Below are 16,582 nucleotides of genomic sequence, written 5' to 3' on the forward strand. Positions count from 1 at the left end.
TCCAGCCGACAGAACTTCCTGTCAGGATGAGGCAGTTCATCGGGATTCTGTCGTGTCCTGATCCCTTCTACACCAAAAGGACGTTGCGCGATGCCCGGTCAGACAGATCACGCAGGAATGGCTGCTCTTTCCATTTGCGAGGCGCTCCTGCTTGCCATGAACGACCACAACCTCTTGCCTGAGCGCGAGATCACCGGGGTGCTCCGTGATGCGGCCGCTGCGCATGAGAATGCCGTGGGCGATACCGCAAAGATCGCAATGCATCGGAGCGTTGCCAGCCTGATCAACGTGATCATGGCTGGGATCAGCCCATCTGGAAGGCCTTAGCGCTGTGTTCATTAAGGCGGGCAAGATCCGCAGATAGCGCTTTCCCAGAACTGAGCGCCGGGAGCGTCATGCACACTTTCGCAGGGCTATTGTTCTGCTTCCACATTACCAGCTTTCAGGAGCGACCGACATGTCTGCGAAAGACGTTATCTTCGGCACAGAGGCCCGCGGTCGGATGGTGAAAGGCATCGATATGCTCGCCAATACTGTCAGGGTCACCCTCGGCCCGCGGGGACGCAATGTCATCCTGGCCCGGGACTATGGTGCTCCACGGATCACCAAGGACGGCGTGACCGTTGCGCAAGAGGTAGAGCTTTCGGACAGGTTCGAGAATATGGGTGCCCGGCTGGTTCGGGAAGTCGCAACCCGCACCAATGACGAGGCCGGAGACGGTACGACGACTGCCACGGTCCTTGCGCAGGCAATTGTCAGGGAAGGCATGAAGGCGGTGGCAGCCGGCTTGAACCCGATGGATCTGAAACGCGGCATCGACAGCGCTGTCAGAGCTGCGGTCAAAAATATCACAGGCATGTCGCGACCGGTTCGCGACAGTGACGAGATCGCACGGGTCGGAACAATCTCGACCAATGGTGATGCTGCCATCGGTCGACAGATCGCAGATGCGATGGAGCGGGTTGGCAAAGATGGCGTCATCACCGTCGAAGACGCCAAAGGCATGGAGACGACGACCGAACTGGTTGAAGGTATGCAGTTCGATCGCGGCTATCTGAGCCCCCATTTCATCACCGATCCTCAGAAAATGGCTGTGGAACTCGAAGACTGTGTCGTCCTGCTGCTCGACAGCAAGCTTTCAGCCCTCAAACCGATGCTGTCGCTGCTCGAGGAGGTTCTGGAGGCTGACAAAGGGCTTCTGATCGTTACCGAAGAGATCGAGAGCGAGGCGCTTGCGATGCTCGTGGTCAACAAACTTCGCGCCGGACTGAAAGTTGTGACGGTGAAGACCCCGGGCTTTGGAGAGAGCCGAAAGGCTATGCTGGAAGATCTCGCCATTCTGACGGGGGGCGAGGTGATCTCGGCCGATCTGGGAACGCGACTTGAAGATGTCACGATGACACGCCTGGGCACCGCAACGAAAATCCTCGTCGGCAAGGACACCACGACCTTGATTGGCGGGCAGGGTGACAAGCTGGCAATCGCTTCACGTGTCGGCCATATCCGGGCGTTGATCGAAGATGAAACCTCTGACTATGAAAAAGAAAAACTTCAGCAGAGGCTGGCGCGTCTCGCCGGAGGCGTTGCCGTGATCCGCGTCGGTGGTGCTACCGAAACCGAGGTCGCCGAACGCAAGGACAGGATTGGCGACGCGCTTCATGCGACACGCGCAGCCGTCGAAGAGGGCGTAGTCCCGGGCGGAGGGGTTGCGCTCCTCCTCGCGGGGAATCTGTTGAATGATTTGAAAAGCGACAATGCCGATCAGGAGGCGGGGATCAGGATCATCCGCAGGGCGCTACAGGCACCGTTGCGGCAGATCGCCGAAAACGCCGGACTCGACGGCGCCGTCATCGCGGGAAAAATCTCCGAATCCGCGAGTCGCAGCTTCGGATTCGATGCGCAAACATTAAGCTTCGTCGACATGTTCGAGGCCGGTATCGTGGATCCGACAAAGGTGGTGCGTATCGCGCTCGAAGATGCCACATCGATTGCGGGCCTTCTGATCACGACCGAGGTCATGATCGCCGAACGCCGGTGAGACGTAGGAGAAAAAATAACGTGAGCGGTCTCGCCACAGCCGTCGATCTCGCACTGCGTAGCACCGAAAGCCGGGAATTCCCGAGGAAATCCGGAACCTGGGCACGCGATACTAACACCAATCAGTCTATCGAGGCCGTCCAACCCGTAATATTGGCTTCAGTTGATCAAGTCCGTTCAGGTCGCCTTTGGCCACAAATCACCTGCATCAGCTGACCGACGACATCTGCTTTTGAACCGTACCCGGCTTCGCGCCAGAAATATCCAGTGATGTTCTGTGAGCACGAGGCCAGCATCCTGAAAGGACGCAAACATGAACACTCCTGAATGGCTCAAGCCCGGCATCTATGGTGGCATCGTTGGCGGTATCGCAGTGACTGTGATCGGTTTTGGATGGGCAGGATGGTCGACGGCGGGAGGCGCCAGCCGACTGGCACAGACCGCGGCTGCCGAGCAGACCGTTGCCGCACTGGTTCCGGTCTGTCTGGCGATGTCCACGACCGATCCGGAACGGGTCAGCAAGATCGCCACGATCCAGCAAGCGACATCCCCCAGAAGGCGCGATGCGCTTATCGCAACCGGTTGGGCGACAATGCCTGGAAGTGACGCGCCAAATCGCGATCTTGCGACTGCCTGCCTGGCCGCGCTGGAGCTTCCCGCCGCCTGATCAGGTCCCATCCCATCTTGAGAGCAAGGCGCTGGCACGGCTAGCGAGGCCTCGTGTTCGGCCGGGCTCAGGATGGGACTGTGAACGAGGTTTCGGAAGCTGCGTGACAGTTGTGACAGGATCGCAGTGCCAGAGCACGCGTTTCTGACAGGCAGTCCTTCCGAGAGCGGGTGGGAGTGTGAGCGTGGCTACATCGCAACGTCAGACACGAGTATCCTATGCCGATCCGACCAATGCCAGTGATGGCCCAGGCTTGGCGATGCAAGCGCCCGCTCTCTGAGGTTCGTGGGCATTGTGAGCTTGTCACGGTCCCAGAAAATGCATTCCCTGATACGAGCACCTACGGCCAGGGTTTACGCTGCAAACCAGGATCGAACAGGATGGTGCCACTTGCACTAGAATCGCCTTGCCTGAGAACTCTCACCTCGAGCGATCCCGGAACCGCTGGAGCAGCAACAAAGGGCCTCCGAAGGTCTGACGATGAGCTATGCGTTCTCGCGAAGTGATCGGTTGGATGAGGTTTCGAGAAGGGCTGCCCTGCAAGGTTTGATGCACCTGCCATGCCGCACCGCCGTCAGGCCGCTTTCCGCCCTGAGGGTTGGTCCGGGGGCGATGCGGCTCTTCGTCGCGCGCCACCTGCTGACGGCAGCTACGTCCGGATACTGTTGAAAAACCCTGTTGCCGGTCGGCCTTTGAGCTGATTCACTTTGGAAAAGCATAGGGGTGGCGGCAATGATGGGTCCTCGTCAGATCGCTCAAGGTCAGCTTTTCTACGAGTTTTCGCTCGACGCCATGGTGCCGCCTGATCACCTGCTGCGGTCGATGGATCGCTTTGTCGATTTGTCAGCGGTTCGGCCATTGCTTGCCTCTTCCTATAGCTCGGCCGGGCGTCCCTCTGTTGACCCAGAGCTGATGATCCGCATGCTGATGGTCGGCTATTGCTACGGAATCCGGTCCGAGCGGCGGCTGTGTGAGGAAGTCGGGCTGAACCTGGCCTATCGCTGGTTCTGCCGCCTGGATCTGACAGATCGGGTTCCGGATCACTCGACGTTCTCGAAAAACCGCCACGGTCGGTTCCGCGATTGCGATCTGCTGCGCCGGATCTTTGAGACCGTTCTGGCCCGGTGCATCGCGGAAGGGCTTGTTGCTGGCCGACTGTTCGGCGCGGATGCCTCTCTGATCAAGGCCGATGCGAGCCGCTACAGCAAGGTGCAGACCGAAGACTGGTCCGCAGGCGAGAACATCAGCCGGGCTGCGCAGGAATACCTCGATACCCTTGATGATGCGGCCTTCGGCGCCGCGACACCAGTGCACCCCAAAACGCTGTCTCCCAGTGATCCGGCCGCTCGTTTTACCGGGGCAAACGGTGATCGTCCCTTCTTTGCTTACAGCACCAACTATCTCGTCGATCTGGAGCATGCGATTATCTTGGATGTCGAGGCGACCGCACCGGTGCGTCAGGCCGAGGTCGGATCGGTGCGTGATATGCTCATGCGCACCGAGGACACGTTCGGCCTGCATCCAGAAACGCTGGTCGCCGATACCGCCTATGGAGCGGGCGAGATGTTGGGCTGGCTGGTTGATGAACAGGGCATCAATGTCAATCGGCATCCAAACGGGCCCCCCGATCGGCGCCCAAAAGTGACCCCTTTGGCGCGCGGGTGAGCAGGCCCGTGGCGGCGTAGCTTTCCAGCTGGCGCAGCCGACACGGGCCTGCGTTTCGGAGGGGGTTCAGGCTCGGGTTTTGATGCGCCAGCTGTCGTTGCCGGTCTCGACGATGTCGCAATGATGGGTGAGGCGATCGAGCAGCGCGGTGGTCATCTTCGCGTCCCCAAAGACGGTTGGCCACTCGCCGAATGCCAGGTTGGTGGTGACGATGACGGAAGTCTGCTCGTAGAGCTTGCTGATCAGATGGAACAGCAACTGGCCGCCGGACTGCGCGAATGGGAGGTATCCGAGTTCATCAAGGATGACGAAGTCGAGCCGCATCAGATGTTCTGCAAGCCGGCCCGCCCGTCCAGCACGGGCCTCGGCCTCCAGCCTGTTCACCAGATCGACGACATTGAAGAACCTGCCCCGGGCACCATTGCGGATGACCGCGCGCGCGATGGCCACGGAGATATGGGTCTTGCCGGTCCCCGTGCCGCCAACCAGCACGACATTGCGCTGTTGGCTGAGGAATTCCCCGCTGGCCAGATCACGCACCAGGGTCTCGTTGATCGGGGTGTCATCGAAGGTGAACTCCTCGATCTCCCGGGCATAGGGCAGCTTGGCGGTGGTGATCTGGTATTTGACCGACCGCGCTTTCTTCTCGTTGATCTCTGCGGCCAAAAGATCTCCAACGATCTGGCGGGGTTCATGCTGGCGGCGCGCATCCCGTAGAGCTTCAACTCGCCCATTGCGGCCATGATGTCAGCCCGATCCATCAGCTGGCCCTCCGTAGCAGGTCATAACGGGCGCAGTCCGCCACAGGCTCATGGGTCAGGCGCAAGGCCGGAGAGGTCAGCAGGAGCGGTGGTGGCTCCGGATCGCGCCTGCGAGACAGGATATTGAGGATCACATCGGCGGAGTGAACGCCCTGCGAGAGGGCTTCGGCGCATGCCTTTTGCACCGCAGGCATTCCTTCCGTCAGCACGGCGCCGAGGATCTTCACCATCTGGCGGTCGCCATCCGAGGAGCCCTGCAGCTTGCGTCGGATTTGTTCGAGAGCTCCGGGAAGAACCCAGTCCTTGAACGGTGCGCCGTTACGCAGCGCCCCGGGTTTGCGAAGCAAAACAGGCACATAATGCCAGGGATTGTAGACCGTTCGGTCTCGGCCGAAGTGACGCGGGTGGTCTCCGACCAGTCGGCCCTCCTGCCGGATCTCGATCCGCTCAGCATAGGCCCTGATCTCGACCGGCCGCCCGACAGCCGTTGCCGCAACCGAGTATTTGTTGTTGTCGAAGCGCACGAGGCAGGTCTTCGACACCGCGGCAGGCAGCGAATGGAATCCGTCGAAGCGCCCGGCATAGGGAACAAGGTGTGGGCGCTCTTCCTGAAAGACCTGCCAGACGGTTTTGTCCGTCAGCTCCGGATGCTTGCTGGTTCTGGCCGAGGCGATGCACTTGTCCAGCAGCCAGGCATTCAGTTCTTCGTAGCTTTTGACCCTGACGCGGGGCGCGAAGAACCGCTGGCGAACTGTGCCGACCTGACTCTCCACCTGGCCTTTCTCCCAACCCGCAGCAGGGGTGCAGGCAACAGGCTCTACCAGATAATGGCTGGCCATCTGCAGGAACCGACGATTGTAGAGACGCTCTTTGCCGGTGAAGATGGTCTCCACCGCCGTCTTCATGTTGTCGTAGATCCCGCGGGTGCAGGTGCCCTTGAAGAAGGAGAAGGCCCTGTCGTGGGCATCGAACACCATCTCCTGCGTCTCGCGCGGATAGGCCCGCACGAAGAACATCCGGCTGTGACACAGGCGAACGTGGGCCACTTTGATGGTGGTCGTCGCCCCATCAATGACCACAACCTCGTGGCTCCAGTCGAACTGATAGGCTTCGCCGGGCGCAAAGCTCAGGGGCACGAAAGCGGAAGAGGCGCCCGAGCTCTGATTGCGCGCCCAGTTCGAGGCGTAGCGGCGCACCGCATCATAACCGCCTTCATAACCGAGACCGCTCAGCTCTTCGTAGATCTGTGTCAGAGACTGCCGTTCCCGGCTGGCCCGCGCGACGTTGACCTCAAGCAGCCGGTTGAGCTCCCCCAGCCAGGCACCCAGCTTCGGGCGCGGCTGCACCGTTCGGGTGTAGGTGAACTCGGTAATCCCGGTGCGGATCACCTTCCGCACCACCTTCTTCGACAGCTTCAGGTCACGGCAGATCGTCTTGATCCCCTTGCTCTCGGTAAAATGTAGCCGCCTGATTTTTGCGTTCGCCAGTGGGCTCGAACCAATGGCGCCTCACTGGCTCACTCTCCACGATCAGCATCCTGTGCTCGGCCTCCGATAATCATCGAAGGCACAATGGACCCAACCCCCGGTCGGTGGGGTCCCTTTTGGACGCCGATCACCCCAGAAGCGGGGTCCTTATTGCAAGCCGTTCAACAGCATCAATCCGCACATCCCGGTCTTCGACAAGACCGAGCGCAGCGACGGCGCCTTTCCGGCCACGGCCTTCTCCTTCGATCCCGAAGCCAACGAATATACCTGCCCGGGTGGAAAGAAGCTGAAGAAATACTGGCGGGAGATGCGTCAGCCGCGAACCGGGGTCTGCAAGGACGGTGCTACCAGATATTATGCCAGCAAGCATGATTGCTCCGCCTGCGCCCTGAAACCGAAATGCACGCCGAATGTCGAGGCCCGCAGGATCGCCCGGCACAAACATGAGGACGCCCGGGATTATGCCCGGGGATTGGCGAAGACGGATGCTTACATAGCTTCAGGCTATGCCAGGAAGAAAGTCGAGATGCTCTTCGCCCATCTCAAGCGCATCATGCGGCTCGACCGCCTGCGTCTGCGCGGACCGAACGGCGCGAAGGACGAATTCCTCCTGGCTGCCACCGTCCAGAACCTGCGGAAACTGGCGAAACTGGTGCCGATGATGCCAAACGCCACCTGAAACAACGATGGCGGAGGTGCAGCGCGCTGACAGCTCCGAGAAGAACAACTACTTCTTCAACACTATCTCCGCAAAGCTAACATTCGTCGTCGCCAAGAGTCATGCTCTCCCGCTGCGGCGAGTTCTGCGGTGACGCCTCCACCACCCGTGGCCAACCCTCTGCCACCCTGCCGATACTGGCCTGCGAGGATATCGTCTCTGGTGCTTTGACGTTGCGGACTTGGCGATTGGCTCTGTGCATGCGAAACAGGAATGATCCAGCACATGCAAGATACTCCCCGGACAGTATCAAGGAACGACCATGTATCATCACATCCTGATTTCCACGGACGGATCGGAAACCGCGACCAAAGGCCTCGATCACGGGCTGACGCTGGCGAAGGCGCTTGGATCGAAGGTGACGATCATAACAGTCACCGAGCCGTTCCCGGTCTATGCCGCAGCAGCTGGCGGTGCCTGGGTCACGCCTGTCGAGATGAATGGCGGCGACGAAGAGAGCCAGAAGGAACTGGCGGACGGGATTCTGAAATCTGCCAAAGAGGCCGCGGACAAGATCGGTGTCCCGACCGAGGTCCTGCATGTGCCGAACGCATTCGCGGCAGAAGCAATCGTTCAATCGGCGAAATCCCTGGAATGCAGCCTGATCTGCATGTCATCGCATGGCCGTCGTGGCCTCGGGCGCCTTTTGCTTGGTAGCCAGACCGCGGAAGTGCTCGCCCAAAGCCCGATCCCCGTGCTCGTCGTGCGATGAGCCCTGCGGATAGCCGCAGACAGGATCGAAGGCGAGACCCGTTACCAAGATGACCGGACCCGATCTGCCACCAGAATGGCGGCGCCTCCTCGGTGCTGCCGACCGCGCGCCGGATGGTATCCTGGCTCTTGTCGACGAGACCGATGAAGATACCAGCGCGATTGCCGAGCGGCTGACAGATCTGGGCCTGTTTCGGGTTGTGACGGCCAGGACATATCGCCTGACCGATGCCGGTCGTGATGCCATTACACGCCGATCAGCCACGGGATTAAATGCCCGGAGCAAAACATGGGGATGGCTGCGCCGCCTCTTTGGCAACCGCTAAAGTCACGGATGGTCGGGCGGGTTACCGCCCATACCCATCATGCCATCCTTGCCAGCGAAAGGGTGCCTCCCTAAGTCAGGGTCGGGTCCACGACCCCAGCGACAACAGAAAAACGGGCATCCTGACAATGCGCTATCTGCTTGCGTTCTATTCGGAGACCACCAGCCAATGGCGCTGCCTCGATACCGCGCGCCTGCCTGTTGCGGCTGAAAGTGCAGAGGATCTGCCTGATGCATTGCGATCCGCCTACTGTATCACCCTGCGATGGCTCATGGCCCGGTATGACATCGGCGCATTCGCACCTTCTGCGGCACCCTCCCCGGCACAACAGATCCTTGTCTATGCCCTCGAGGCAGACAGCGTGATCATCAACGATGAAACCGAATACCTTGGCGCCTGGCTGGAGATGTTCATGCGAAGCAACAGCCCTGTCGGGGTGATTGCGATCCAGGACCCGCGCGATACCAGCCAAAGCAGCATGGCAAAGCTGAAGGAGCGTGCCGGCGAGCCTCTGCAATCCGCAGATCCGGCTTGCCAGAGAACGATGGATCTGATCCGGGATAAAAGTGCGGCCGAGCCAGAGCCGGAGCAGCCTGCAGAGCGGCCCATGGTCCGCGAGCGGGCCAGCTGAGAGCGCTGCCTTCACGGCAGGTTTTTCAGGATTCCGTCGATCTGCCAAATCTGACACTTTGACAGCCGAACAATTGGAGACGACACGAATGACCACCATCAACGATATCGCGGCCAAGATCGCCGAAGATCAGGGGCTGACCAAGGCGCAGGCGAAATCTGCCGTCGAGGCGGTTTTCAAAGCCGTGGCAGAAGCCGCTGGCGCAGGCGAAGAAACCTCGATCCCGGGTTTTGGGAAATTCAAGGTGAAGGAAACTGCCGAACGCGAAGGCCGCAACCCCGCGACTGGCGAGACCGTGACCATCGCGGCGGCGAAAAAGCTGACCTTCACGCCAGCCAAGGCATTGAAGGATGCGTTGAAGGCCTGAGCAGCGGTCTCACAGCACTTCCCGCACCGACAAGAAACTGTCCTCGGGTCGGCGGGGTCGCACCGTGACCAGGAAATCATCGGGCACGGAAATCGGAGCCCTGTCGTGGAAGCGGTCAAGCGCCGCTTCCTCGTCTTCAGCGTCGACCAACCACGCCCCGTCCACCGTGCAGAGACCTTCGTCGTCGAGGTCGTCGGGATCGAGGTCGTCCCAGCAGACCAGCGCAACCACTTCCACGATGAACAGGGTCATGGCGCAGTCTCCGCAGGATAGGTGTCGTCGAGAATCTGTTGGATCGTCTTGCCCTCGTGACGCTCCAGGCTGCTAGTCCAGACCTCTTGTCCGAAGACATTCCATTGATCGAGGCCGGGGCGGATTTCTGGCGTGAGCATCAGGCAGGCCGCCATGGCGTCGGAATGGTCCCTGTTGGTCTCGAAGGCGAGTTCGAGGGTGCGAGTCGTCGGCGCCGGCCGATCCGGGTAGCGGCGGAAATGCGCGATGATGGTGCGCAGCTGGCGCTGGAATGTGGGCCGGTCAGTCATGGGGCACCTCTGCGGTATCGAAGCAATCGCAGGCCTCAGCGAGTTCACTCTGCGACAGCGTGCTGGCGCGTTTGATCAGCGCCGCGCGCAGCATTTCCGGGGTGACGTCGGAAGCATCGCGCTCGCGCGACACAACCTCGAAGGCAAAGTCGAAAGCGTGGCTGTACATCAGAACACCCCCGCCGCGCGCAGGCTGACCTCGCGACCGGCCCCGACGATGATGTGGTCATGAAGGGTAATGCCCATGACCGAGCAGGCTTCCTGCAGTTTCTTCGTCATGGAGATATCGGCTTCCGAGGGTGCGGGATCTCCGGCCGGGTGGTTGTGGACCACCAGCAGCGCGGAGGCGTTACACTGCAGCCCCTTCTTGATCACCTCACGCGGATAGACCGGAACGTGGTCCACCGTGCCGATCCCCAGGCATTCGTCGGAGATCAGCCGGTTCTTCCGGTCGAGATAGAGCACATGGAACCGCTCTTCCTCGCCGCGTACCGTGACGGCACAGTAGTCAATGACCGCCTGCCAGTTGTCGAGGATCGGGTTCCGGCTGATGTAGCGAGACAGGATCTCGCGTGCCTCGAGGATGACGCTTTGCTCCTGCTCAGTCATGCCCCAGCCCTCCGGCCGGAGTGATGTCACCGACATCCTCATCGGCATCGTCATCCGACAGGACGAACTGGAATTCCTGGGTGATGAAGTCATTGAGACGGTAGGCCAGATCGATATTGGCCCCGACCGACAGGCCGAGCGCCTCGAAGGCAACGTGGACGGCGGTGTCCACCTTTTCATCAAAAGTCTGCATGATGATCCTCATGGAATGAAGACCAGCCCCCTGCCTCGCCGTCTGGAACGGCAACGCAGAAGAGCTGGTTTGAAAGGGGGAAGCGATGCCACTGACACGCATCGCGTAGCTGGTGAGCGGCGTAAAAAGGGGGCTGCATCGCCGGTCAGCGTCAGGAAAGCCGGTTGTCAGCCGACCCGGTCGAGCAGCTTCTTGGCCTTGCCCTCGAGATCGAGACGCGCGTCCTGCTGGGTCTTTTCCCGCGCGAGACGGGTAATCCCCTGCACAAAGTCAAAGATGCTCGAGGGCGGATGACCCTCCTCCTTCAGCACCGTTTCGATGATTTTTCCGGTCTCGGCCTTCGAGAAGCCGCGTTTGCGCAGGAAGGTTTCACGGTCCTCCTCGGTCCGGGCCACGATCTGCTGCCGCGCGGCCTTCACCCCATTCACGAAGCCCGCAGGAGAGGAATTTGCGAAACGGGTCAGCGCCGGTGCCGCTTCATGCGCGAAGCGGGAAGCCGCATATTTCGAGTGGCGGATGGTGATTTCCTGGAATTCCTCGACGCCCCACAGGTTTCGATTCTGACACACTGCTCGCAGGTAAAAGCTTGCGATTCCAAGTGTTTTTGCGCCGACCTCCGAGTTCCAGGCATAGAACCCCCGGAAGTAGAGATCAGGCGATCCATCAGGCAGCTTGCCGGCCTCGATCGGGTTGTGATCGTCGACCAGGAACAGGAAGACATCGCGATCCGAAGCGTAAAGCGTGGTGGTGTCGCGGGTGATATCGACATCCGGATTATAGACCCCGGTCGACCAGTCCAAGGTACCCGGTACTTTCCAGCGCGTGTCTCCGGTGCCGTTTCCGGCAATACGCTGCACCGCCTCCACCAATTCGTGATCGAGAATTCGCCCGTAGTCCACGCCGGTTGCCGCCCTCAGCTCGAGGCGCCCATCTTCGGTCTCGAGGGTCTTGATCTGTTCGACCCGGTTGCTTGAGAGCCCGTATTGCAGGTTGATCCCGGCCAGCGGCGCGGGCAGTTGTCGCAGGTAGGCCGCCGGCGCGCCAACCATGCTGGCGAGTTGCCCGAATGCCCAATGAGTGGGTGCCACCGGCGCGTCAGCCTTCGGAAAGATCAGTTGGAGCCGTTCGGCATTGTCGCGGCTGGCGTCGACATGGATCCGGGCCGTCTCGACAATGCGGGTGCGGCTGCGTTCCGACCTGCCCTTGACCGAGGACCAGAGGTCGTTCAGCGACAGATAGCGTTCATCATCCGGACGACTGAACCATTCGGACGACACGCGCCCATTCCGCTCTCCGCGGCTGACATCCACCTTGTAGCCAGCGCTGCGCGCCGGGCGTGCCGGTTCCAGATTTCGGATCTGTGTCATGACTGTTCTCCAGGCGAGCCCCGGGAGCCTCTCTCCCGGCCAGAACCCGCCGCCCTCCCCTTCCCTCCTCTCGCTCTTTCCAGCAGCGCCCACCGCACCCCTCACAGCAAACACATCATATTGTGCCCATCGACCAACAAGACACAATATGATTGAATTCCGACTCCCTTTGTCCTATGCTGGCTCTCACCTTGAGGGGGCTCTCATGGACGTTTCCGGTACAGTGTTGCCTGTCACTGCGAAGCAGGTCGCCTATGCGCAAAAACTGGCTCTGCGCAATCAGGTGATCCTGCCCTGGGATGCCCAACAGGATCGGCAAAGCCTGAGCCGCTGGATTGAGACGCAGGCTGCTGTTCGGCCAGCAGAGCGCTTCAACCACCCGAGTTCAAAGCAAGTCGCCTTCGCCGAACGCCTTGCGCGGATCAAGCGAAAGACAGTGCCCAATGCCTGCTTTCGGGACCGCGAGATGATGTCTCGCTGGCTTGACAGCAACCGCTGACACCGGGTTTGCCTAAATGTTAATCACGCCCGGGAACCGCCTTACAGATAAGGATCTGAGGGTCCTTGTGCACCGCGATATCCACCAGATCTGTGGATAACCAGGTCAGACGATCAGCCCGCCTCCCCGGTCTGGCAGGTAGTCTGCATAGCCGGCGAGAGAGAGGTGAGCGGTTTTCTAAGTTTGCGTCTCTGAAGACCGCTCGTCAAAATTGCGGCGGTGTCACCAACGGCGCCTTGCTTCGTTCAGGGGCTGTCGGTCAGCAGGTTTGCAGTCACCGATGGAACAAGCCCGGCAAGCCGAGGGCGAGCAAAGCCATCCCCAGTGGCAGGGAAAACAGAAACCCCATCTGCCCGTAGCCAACTGCCCCGGTTAAACCGCCCAGGAAAAACGCTAACAGGAGTGTCAGAAGGAGCCGCAGCTTTCGCCAGTCAGGGGCGACAGGGCTCGCGGCGTGGGAGAGCCTGTACGCTCCTCGCCCTAGCTCGATCCCGATATCCGTGACCATGCCCGTTGCATGGGTGGTTCGAATACGGGCAGAGGAAATCTTGGTGATGGTCGCGTTCTGCATTCCCATAATGAAGCACAGGCAGCAAAGCGCGAAGAGGCGGCCGAACTCACTGGTGAACAAACCTCCGCTTGCGAAACACAGCAGGAAAATCCCCTGGATCGAAATCGGCAGTGCGTATTGTTGTTGTCTCTTCTGGTACCGGGCCAGGTTGATCAGGAATGTACTGAAAGCGGCCCCTGTCACGAAGGCGCCAAGCGCCAGCACCGCGATGAGCGAGATCCAAAGGTTGCCGAGGACAATGTTGTCCGCCAGTTGCGACAGATAGCCGGTCATATGGGATGTATATTGCCCGAGCGCGAAAAAGCCACCGGCATTGGCTGCACCCGCGATGGCCGCAAGAATTGTCGCGAGCACAAGATCGCTGCCCCGGGAGCGTCGGTGACCAACCAGAATCCGCGCCGAAACGAGGGGACGCGAGGCGTGACGATGCTGAGCCAATATTCTGGACCTGATGATAGTCAAGGTGTTGTGTATCCGCGACAAGAGACTCGGACGGTGGCGAGGCTTTGCGCTTATTCAATATCTCCCGCGAATCTGCGGCAAGCCGAATTCCCGGATGAGCTGGCATCCGACCTGATCGTTGAAAGTCCCGCGTTCTGTTCCGCAGGCCTCTGTTCTCCCCTGCAAGTCAGTCATTTCCAAGGCGGTCGCGCAGCACGTATTTCTCTACCTCCAGCAGGATCAGGGACAACACGCCGATCACCAGGATCAGCGCCCCGTCTCTGAAAGCGAGAGGCACCGAGCCAAAAATCGTGTTCATGAGCGGGAGGTAGGTGAAGGCGATCTGGGCCACCACGACAATAGCGATGGCTCCCAGTACCGGGCCGGTGCCCTTTACCCCGGTCAGGGTGAAACTGCTCATATGCAGGTAGCGCACATTGAAGAGGTAGAAGATTTCCAGCACCACAAGCAGGTTGACGACCATGGTTCGCGCATAGTCCAGATCGCGTCCCTGACCCTGCGCCCAGAAGAACAGCGACAGCGACAGCGCCATAAAGAGGAACGAGACGAAGCATATCCGCCAGACGAGAAAGCGGGTCAGCAAGCCGGATGCGGCCCGACGCGGCGGGCGGCGCATCACGCCGGGTTCGGGTGGCTCGAAGGCAAGAACCAGACCCAGGGTGGCGGCAAGGATCAGATTGATCCACAGGATCTGCACCGGCGTCATCGGCAGGGCGAAGTTGAACAGGATCGCCGCGATCACCGTCAGCGCCTCGCCGCCGTTGGTGGGCATGGTCCAGCCGACAACCTTGCGGATATTGTCATAAACCGTGCGCCCTTCATGCACCGCTGCGACGATGGAGGCGAAGTTGTCGTCCATCAGGACCATCTCGGCCGCTTCCTTGCTGGCCTCGGTGCCCTTGATGCCCATGGCGACACCGACATTGGCCTGCTTCAGGGCGGGCGCGTCGTTCACCCCGTCGCCGGTCATGGCGACGATATGGCCCTGCGATTGCAGTGCGCGGACGATCCGCAACTTGTGTTCAGGGCTGGTGCGGGCAAACACTTCTGTTCCGGCCACAGCGCTCGCAAAATCCGCCTCGGACAGCTGGTCGAGATCATGTCCAGTCAGCACGCTCGGCGTCTCGGCAATGCCAAGCTGTCGGGCAATGGCCTGCGCGGTGGCCGCGTGATCGCCGGTAATCATCTTCACCGCGATGCCCGCGCCATGGCATTCGGCGATGGCGCGGCGCGCCTCATCGCGCGGCGGGTCGATGAAGCCGCACAGCCCGAGGAAGACCAGGCCCATCTCAACATCGGCAAAGCCAAGCGCCGCCTTGTCCGTATCCACATGCTTCATGGCGAAACCGAGGACCCGTTCGCCCTCGGCCGCTGCAGCAGCGATGCAGTCGGTCCAAAAGCCCGCATCCAGCGCGGCCGGACCGGCTGACGTTTCCTGCTGGTCGCACATCTCCAGAATCCGTTCGGGCGCGCCCTTCACCAAAATCACGCCGCAATCGTCCAGCGGCACGCGGTGCAGCGAGGCCATGAAGCGATGCGCGGCATCGAAGGGGATTTCGTCAAGCCTGGGCCACTCCGCCCGCGCCTCATCGGGGTCCAACTGCGCCTTCAGGGCCAGCGTGACCAGCGCGCCCTCCATCGGATCGCCTTCAACTTGCCAGCTGTCGGGGCGCAGGCGCGCATCGTTGCAAAGCAGGGCGGCGCGCACCAGCGCGAGGCCTGGTCGGTAACCCGCTCCTTGCTCGTAGAGGCGCGCAGTGCCTGGCGCATAGCCCGAGCCCTCGACCATGCGCGTCTCATGCGCCGTTACCACGCGGCGGACGGTCATCTCGTTGCGGGTCAATGTGCCGGTCTTGTCCGAGCAGATGACCGAGGTCGCCCCAAGTGTTTCCACCGCCGGAAGCCTGCGGATCACCGCCCGCCGCGCGGCCATGCGCTGAACACCAATCGCAAGTGTGATGGTAATGACCGCCGGCAGACCTTCAGGCACCAAACCCACCGCAAGCGCGACCACGGCCATCAGCGCGTCTTCCCAGGCATAGCCCCGCAAGGTGACGGCAAAGGCGAACAGCACCGCAGCACCGACGAATGCCACCATGGAAAAGCTGCGGCCAAAGCCATTGATCTGCCTCAGAAGCGGGGTTGTCAGTTCTTCGACGCCGCCCAACAGGGCCGAGATCCGACCGATTTGCGTGGATAGCCCGGTGGCGACCACCACACCCGTGCCCTGTCCGGTTGCAACCAGCGTGCCGGAAAAGGCCATGCAGCTGCGGTCACCAATCGCTGCGGTGTCTGAGACTGGTTCCTCCTGCTTCGAGGCCGTGACGGATTCACCCGTGAGGATGGCTTCGTCAATGGTCAGGCTCCGGGCGCGCAACAGGCGCAGATCGGCGGGCACGCGGTCACCGGCCTCGATCAGCACCACATCGCCCGGGACAATCCCGGCCATGGGCATGCTGGTGCGCTGGCCGTCGCGCAGCACGGTGGCCTGGGGCGCGATCATGTTGCGGATCGCATTCAGGGCGTTCTCGGCCTTGCCCTCCTGCAGAAAGCCCACAATGGCGTTGACCAGCACAACCGCCAGAATGACGCCAGCATCCACCAGATGCCCCAAGGCACCGGCGGCCAAAGCACCGCACAACATGAAGTAGATCAGCGCGTTGTTGAACTGCGACAGCAGGCGCAGCCAGATCGGTCGCGGCTTCGCGCCGGGCAGTTCATTCGGTCCGTATTGTGTCAGGCGCTGCGACGCCTCGGTGGAGGCCAGGCCATGTTCATCCGCGCGCAGGGCCTCGATGACGGCCGATCCGGGAATGGCATGGGAGCCGGAAAGATCGCGGGGACCGGCTTGTGTCTGAGGCATCGGTTATCTCCATCCTGTGGGCGGCCGGGACGGACGAACCCAAATTTCAGTTTCAGTAGATAAAGCGTCGGAAACCCGATTTTTTACACCTGTCTATCAACGGTCA

Annotated in this window: 17 protein-coding genes and 3 pseudogenes; 10 read left to right on the top strand and 10 right to left on the bottom strand. The window is 60.9% G+C overall.

All coding sequences use genetic code 11. The annotated features are described in order from the left end of the window. Positions 1-117 precede the first annotated feature (117 nt). The 4 genes and pseudogenes from HOY34_RS07710 to HOY34_RS07725 all read left to right on the top strand — a co-directional run. Positions 118-327 carry a hypothetical protein gene (locus HOY34_RS07710; protein WP_436645103.1) on the top strand — a complete coding sequence of 70 codons (210 nt, stop codon included), beginning with the start codon at positions 118-120 and terminating at the stop codon, positions 325-327. A 130-nt stretch (positions 328-457) separates the two neighbouring features. Further along, a complete protein-coding gene (groL, locus tag HOY34_RS07715) occupies positions 458-2,038 on the top strand; it encodes a chaperonin GroEL (RefSeq protein ID WP_172361508.1) in 1,581 nt (526 codons plus the stop codon). A 312-nt stretch (positions 2,039-2,350) separates the two neighbouring features. Beyond that, positions 2,351-2,704 carry a hypothetical protein gene (locus HOY34_RS07720; protein WP_172361510.1) on the top strand — a complete coding sequence of 118 codons (354 nt, stop codon included), beginning with the start codon at positions 2,351-2,353 and terminating at the stop codon, positions 2,702-2,704. A 732-nt stretch (positions 2,705-3,436) separates the two neighbouring features. Next, positions 3,437-4,300, top strand: a pseudogene (locus HOY34_RS07725) (transposase); the annotation flags it as partial. A gap of 135 nt (positions 4,301-4,435) precedes the next feature. Here the strand turns inward: HOY34_RS07725 and istB are convergent. Together istB and istA are read right to left on the bottom strand one after the other, a co-directional pair. Beyond that, positions 4,436-5,130 (bottom strand): annotated as a pseudogene (gene istB, locus HOY34_RS07730) (IS21-like element helper ATPase IstB). After that, complete coding sequence (gene istA, locus HOY34_RS07735; RefSeq protein ID WP_172361652.1) at positions 5,130-6,617, bottom strand: IS21 family transposase; 1,488 nt, start codon at positions 6,615-6,617, stop codon at positions 5,130-5,132. Before istA ends, istB begins: the two are co-directional and overlap by 1 nt. A gap of 169 nt (positions 6,618-6,786) precedes the next feature. Between istA and HOY34_RS07740 the strand changes: the two are divergent. The 5 genes and pseudogenes from HOY34_RS07740 to HOY34_RS22585 form a co-directional block, all read left to right on the top strand. Beyond that, a pseudogene (locus HOY34_RS07740) lies at positions 6,787-7,296 on the top strand (transposase); the annotation flags it as partial. Positions 7,297-7,597: 301 nt separating this feature from the next. Then, positions 7,598-8,047: a universal stress protein gene (locus tag HOY34_RS07745; RefSeq protein ID WP_172361514.1), complete on the top strand. Its 450-nt coding sequence runs from the start codon at positions 7,598-7,600 to the stop codon at positions 8,045-8,047. A 49-nt stretch (positions 8,048-8,096) separates the two neighbouring features. Further along, complete coding sequence (locus HOY34_RS07750; RefSeq protein WP_172361516.1) at positions 8,097-8,372, top strand: hypothetical protein; 276 nt, start codon at positions 8,097-8,099, stop codon at positions 8,370-8,372. Beyond that, positions 8,320-9,003 carry a hypothetical protein gene (locus tag HOY34_RS07755; RefSeq protein WP_216654679.1) on the top strand — a complete coding sequence of 228 codons (684 nt, stop codon included), beginning with the start codon at positions 8,320-8,322 and terminating at the stop codon, positions 9,001-9,003. Before HOY34_RS07750 ends, HOY34_RS07755 begins: the two co-directional genes overlap by 53 nt. Before the next feature lie 88 nt (positions 9,004-9,091). Next, positions 9,092-9,370 carry an HU family DNA-binding protein gene (locus HOY34_RS22585; protein WP_172361520.1) on the top strand — a complete coding sequence of 93 codons (279 nt, stop codon included), beginning with the start codon at positions 9,092-9,094 and terminating at the stop codon, positions 9,368-9,370. Between the two features lie 9 nt (positions 9,371-9,379). On the opposite strand, the gene HOY34_RS07765 is transcribed toward HOY34_RS22585, so the two are convergent. The 6 genes from HOY34_RS07765 to HOY34_RS07790 all read right to left on the bottom strand — a co-directional run bounded on the left by HOY34_RS07765 (position 9,380) and on the right by HOY34_RS07790 (position 12,081). Beyond that, entirely contained in the window at positions 9,380-9,622 is a 243-nt protein-coding gene (locus HOY34_RS07765) for a hypothetical protein (RefSeq protein ID WP_172361522.1), read from the bottom strand. Next, the gene (locus tag HOY34_RS07770) at positions 9,619-9,912 is read right to left on the bottom strand and encodes a hypothetical protein (RefSeq protein WP_172361524.1); all 294 of its coding nucleotides are present in this window, start codon (positions 9,910-9,912) and stop codon (positions 9,619-9,621) included. Before HOY34_RS07770 ends, HOY34_RS07765 begins: the two co-directional genes overlap by 4 nt. Then, positions 9,905-10,081: a hypothetical protein gene (locus HOY34_RS07775; protein ID WP_172361526.1), complete on the bottom strand. Its 177-nt coding sequence runs from the start codon at positions 10,079-10,081 to the stop codon at positions 9,905-9,907. The genes HOY34_RS07770 and HOY34_RS07775 overlap by 8 nt, the downstream gene beginning before the upstream one ends. Next, on the bottom strand, positions 10,081-10,521 hold the full coding sequence (locus HOY34_RS07780; RefSeq protein ID WP_172361528.1) for a JAB domain-containing protein: 441 nt from the start codon (positions 10,519-10,521) through the stop codon (positions 10,081-10,083). Before HOY34_RS07780 ends, HOY34_RS07775 begins: the two co-directional genes overlap by 1 nt. Beyond that, entirely contained in the window at positions 10,514-10,714 is a 201-nt protein-coding gene (locus HOY34_RS07785; protein ID WP_172361530.1) for a hypothetical protein, read from the bottom strand. The genes HOY34_RS07780 and HOY34_RS07785 overlap by 8 nt, the downstream gene beginning before the upstream one ends. 167 nt (positions 10,715-10,881) lie before the next feature. Continuing rightward, positions 10,882-12,081: a DUF932 domain-containing protein gene (locus HOY34_RS07790; protein ID WP_172361532.1), complete on the bottom strand. Its 1,200-nt coding sequence runs from the start codon at positions 12,079-12,081 to the stop codon at positions 10,882-10,884. Positions 12,082-12,286: 205 nt separating this feature from the next. On the opposite strand from HOY34_RS07790, the gene HOY34_RS07795 reads away from it, so the two are divergent. After that, positions 12,287-12,580, top strand: a complete 294-nt coding sequence (locus HOY34_RS07795; protein ID WP_172361534.1) for a hypothetical protein — start codon at positions 12,287-12,289, stop codon at positions 12,578-12,580. A gap of 274 nt (positions 12,581-12,854) precedes the next feature. Here the strand turns inward: HOY34_RS07795 and HOY34_RS07800 are convergent, their stop codons facing one another. Then, a complete protein-coding gene (locus HOY34_RS07800; protein ID WP_172361536.1) occupies positions 12,855-13,505 on the bottom strand; it encodes a YoaK family protein in 651 nt (216 codons plus the stop codon). 274 nt (positions 13,506-13,779) lie between these two features. Further along, entirely contained in the window at positions 13,780-16,476 is a 2,697-nt protein-coding gene (locus HOY34_RS07805; RefSeq protein ID WP_172361538.1) for a cation-transporting P-type ATPase, read from the bottom strand. Positions 16,477-16,582: the final 106 nt, after the last annotated feature.

The organism is Pseudogemmobacter hezensis (assembly GCF_013155295.1).
Lineage (GTDB): Bacteria > Pseudomonadota > Alphaproteobacteria > Rhodobacterales > Rhodobacteraceae > Pseudogemmobacter > Pseudogemmobacter hezensis.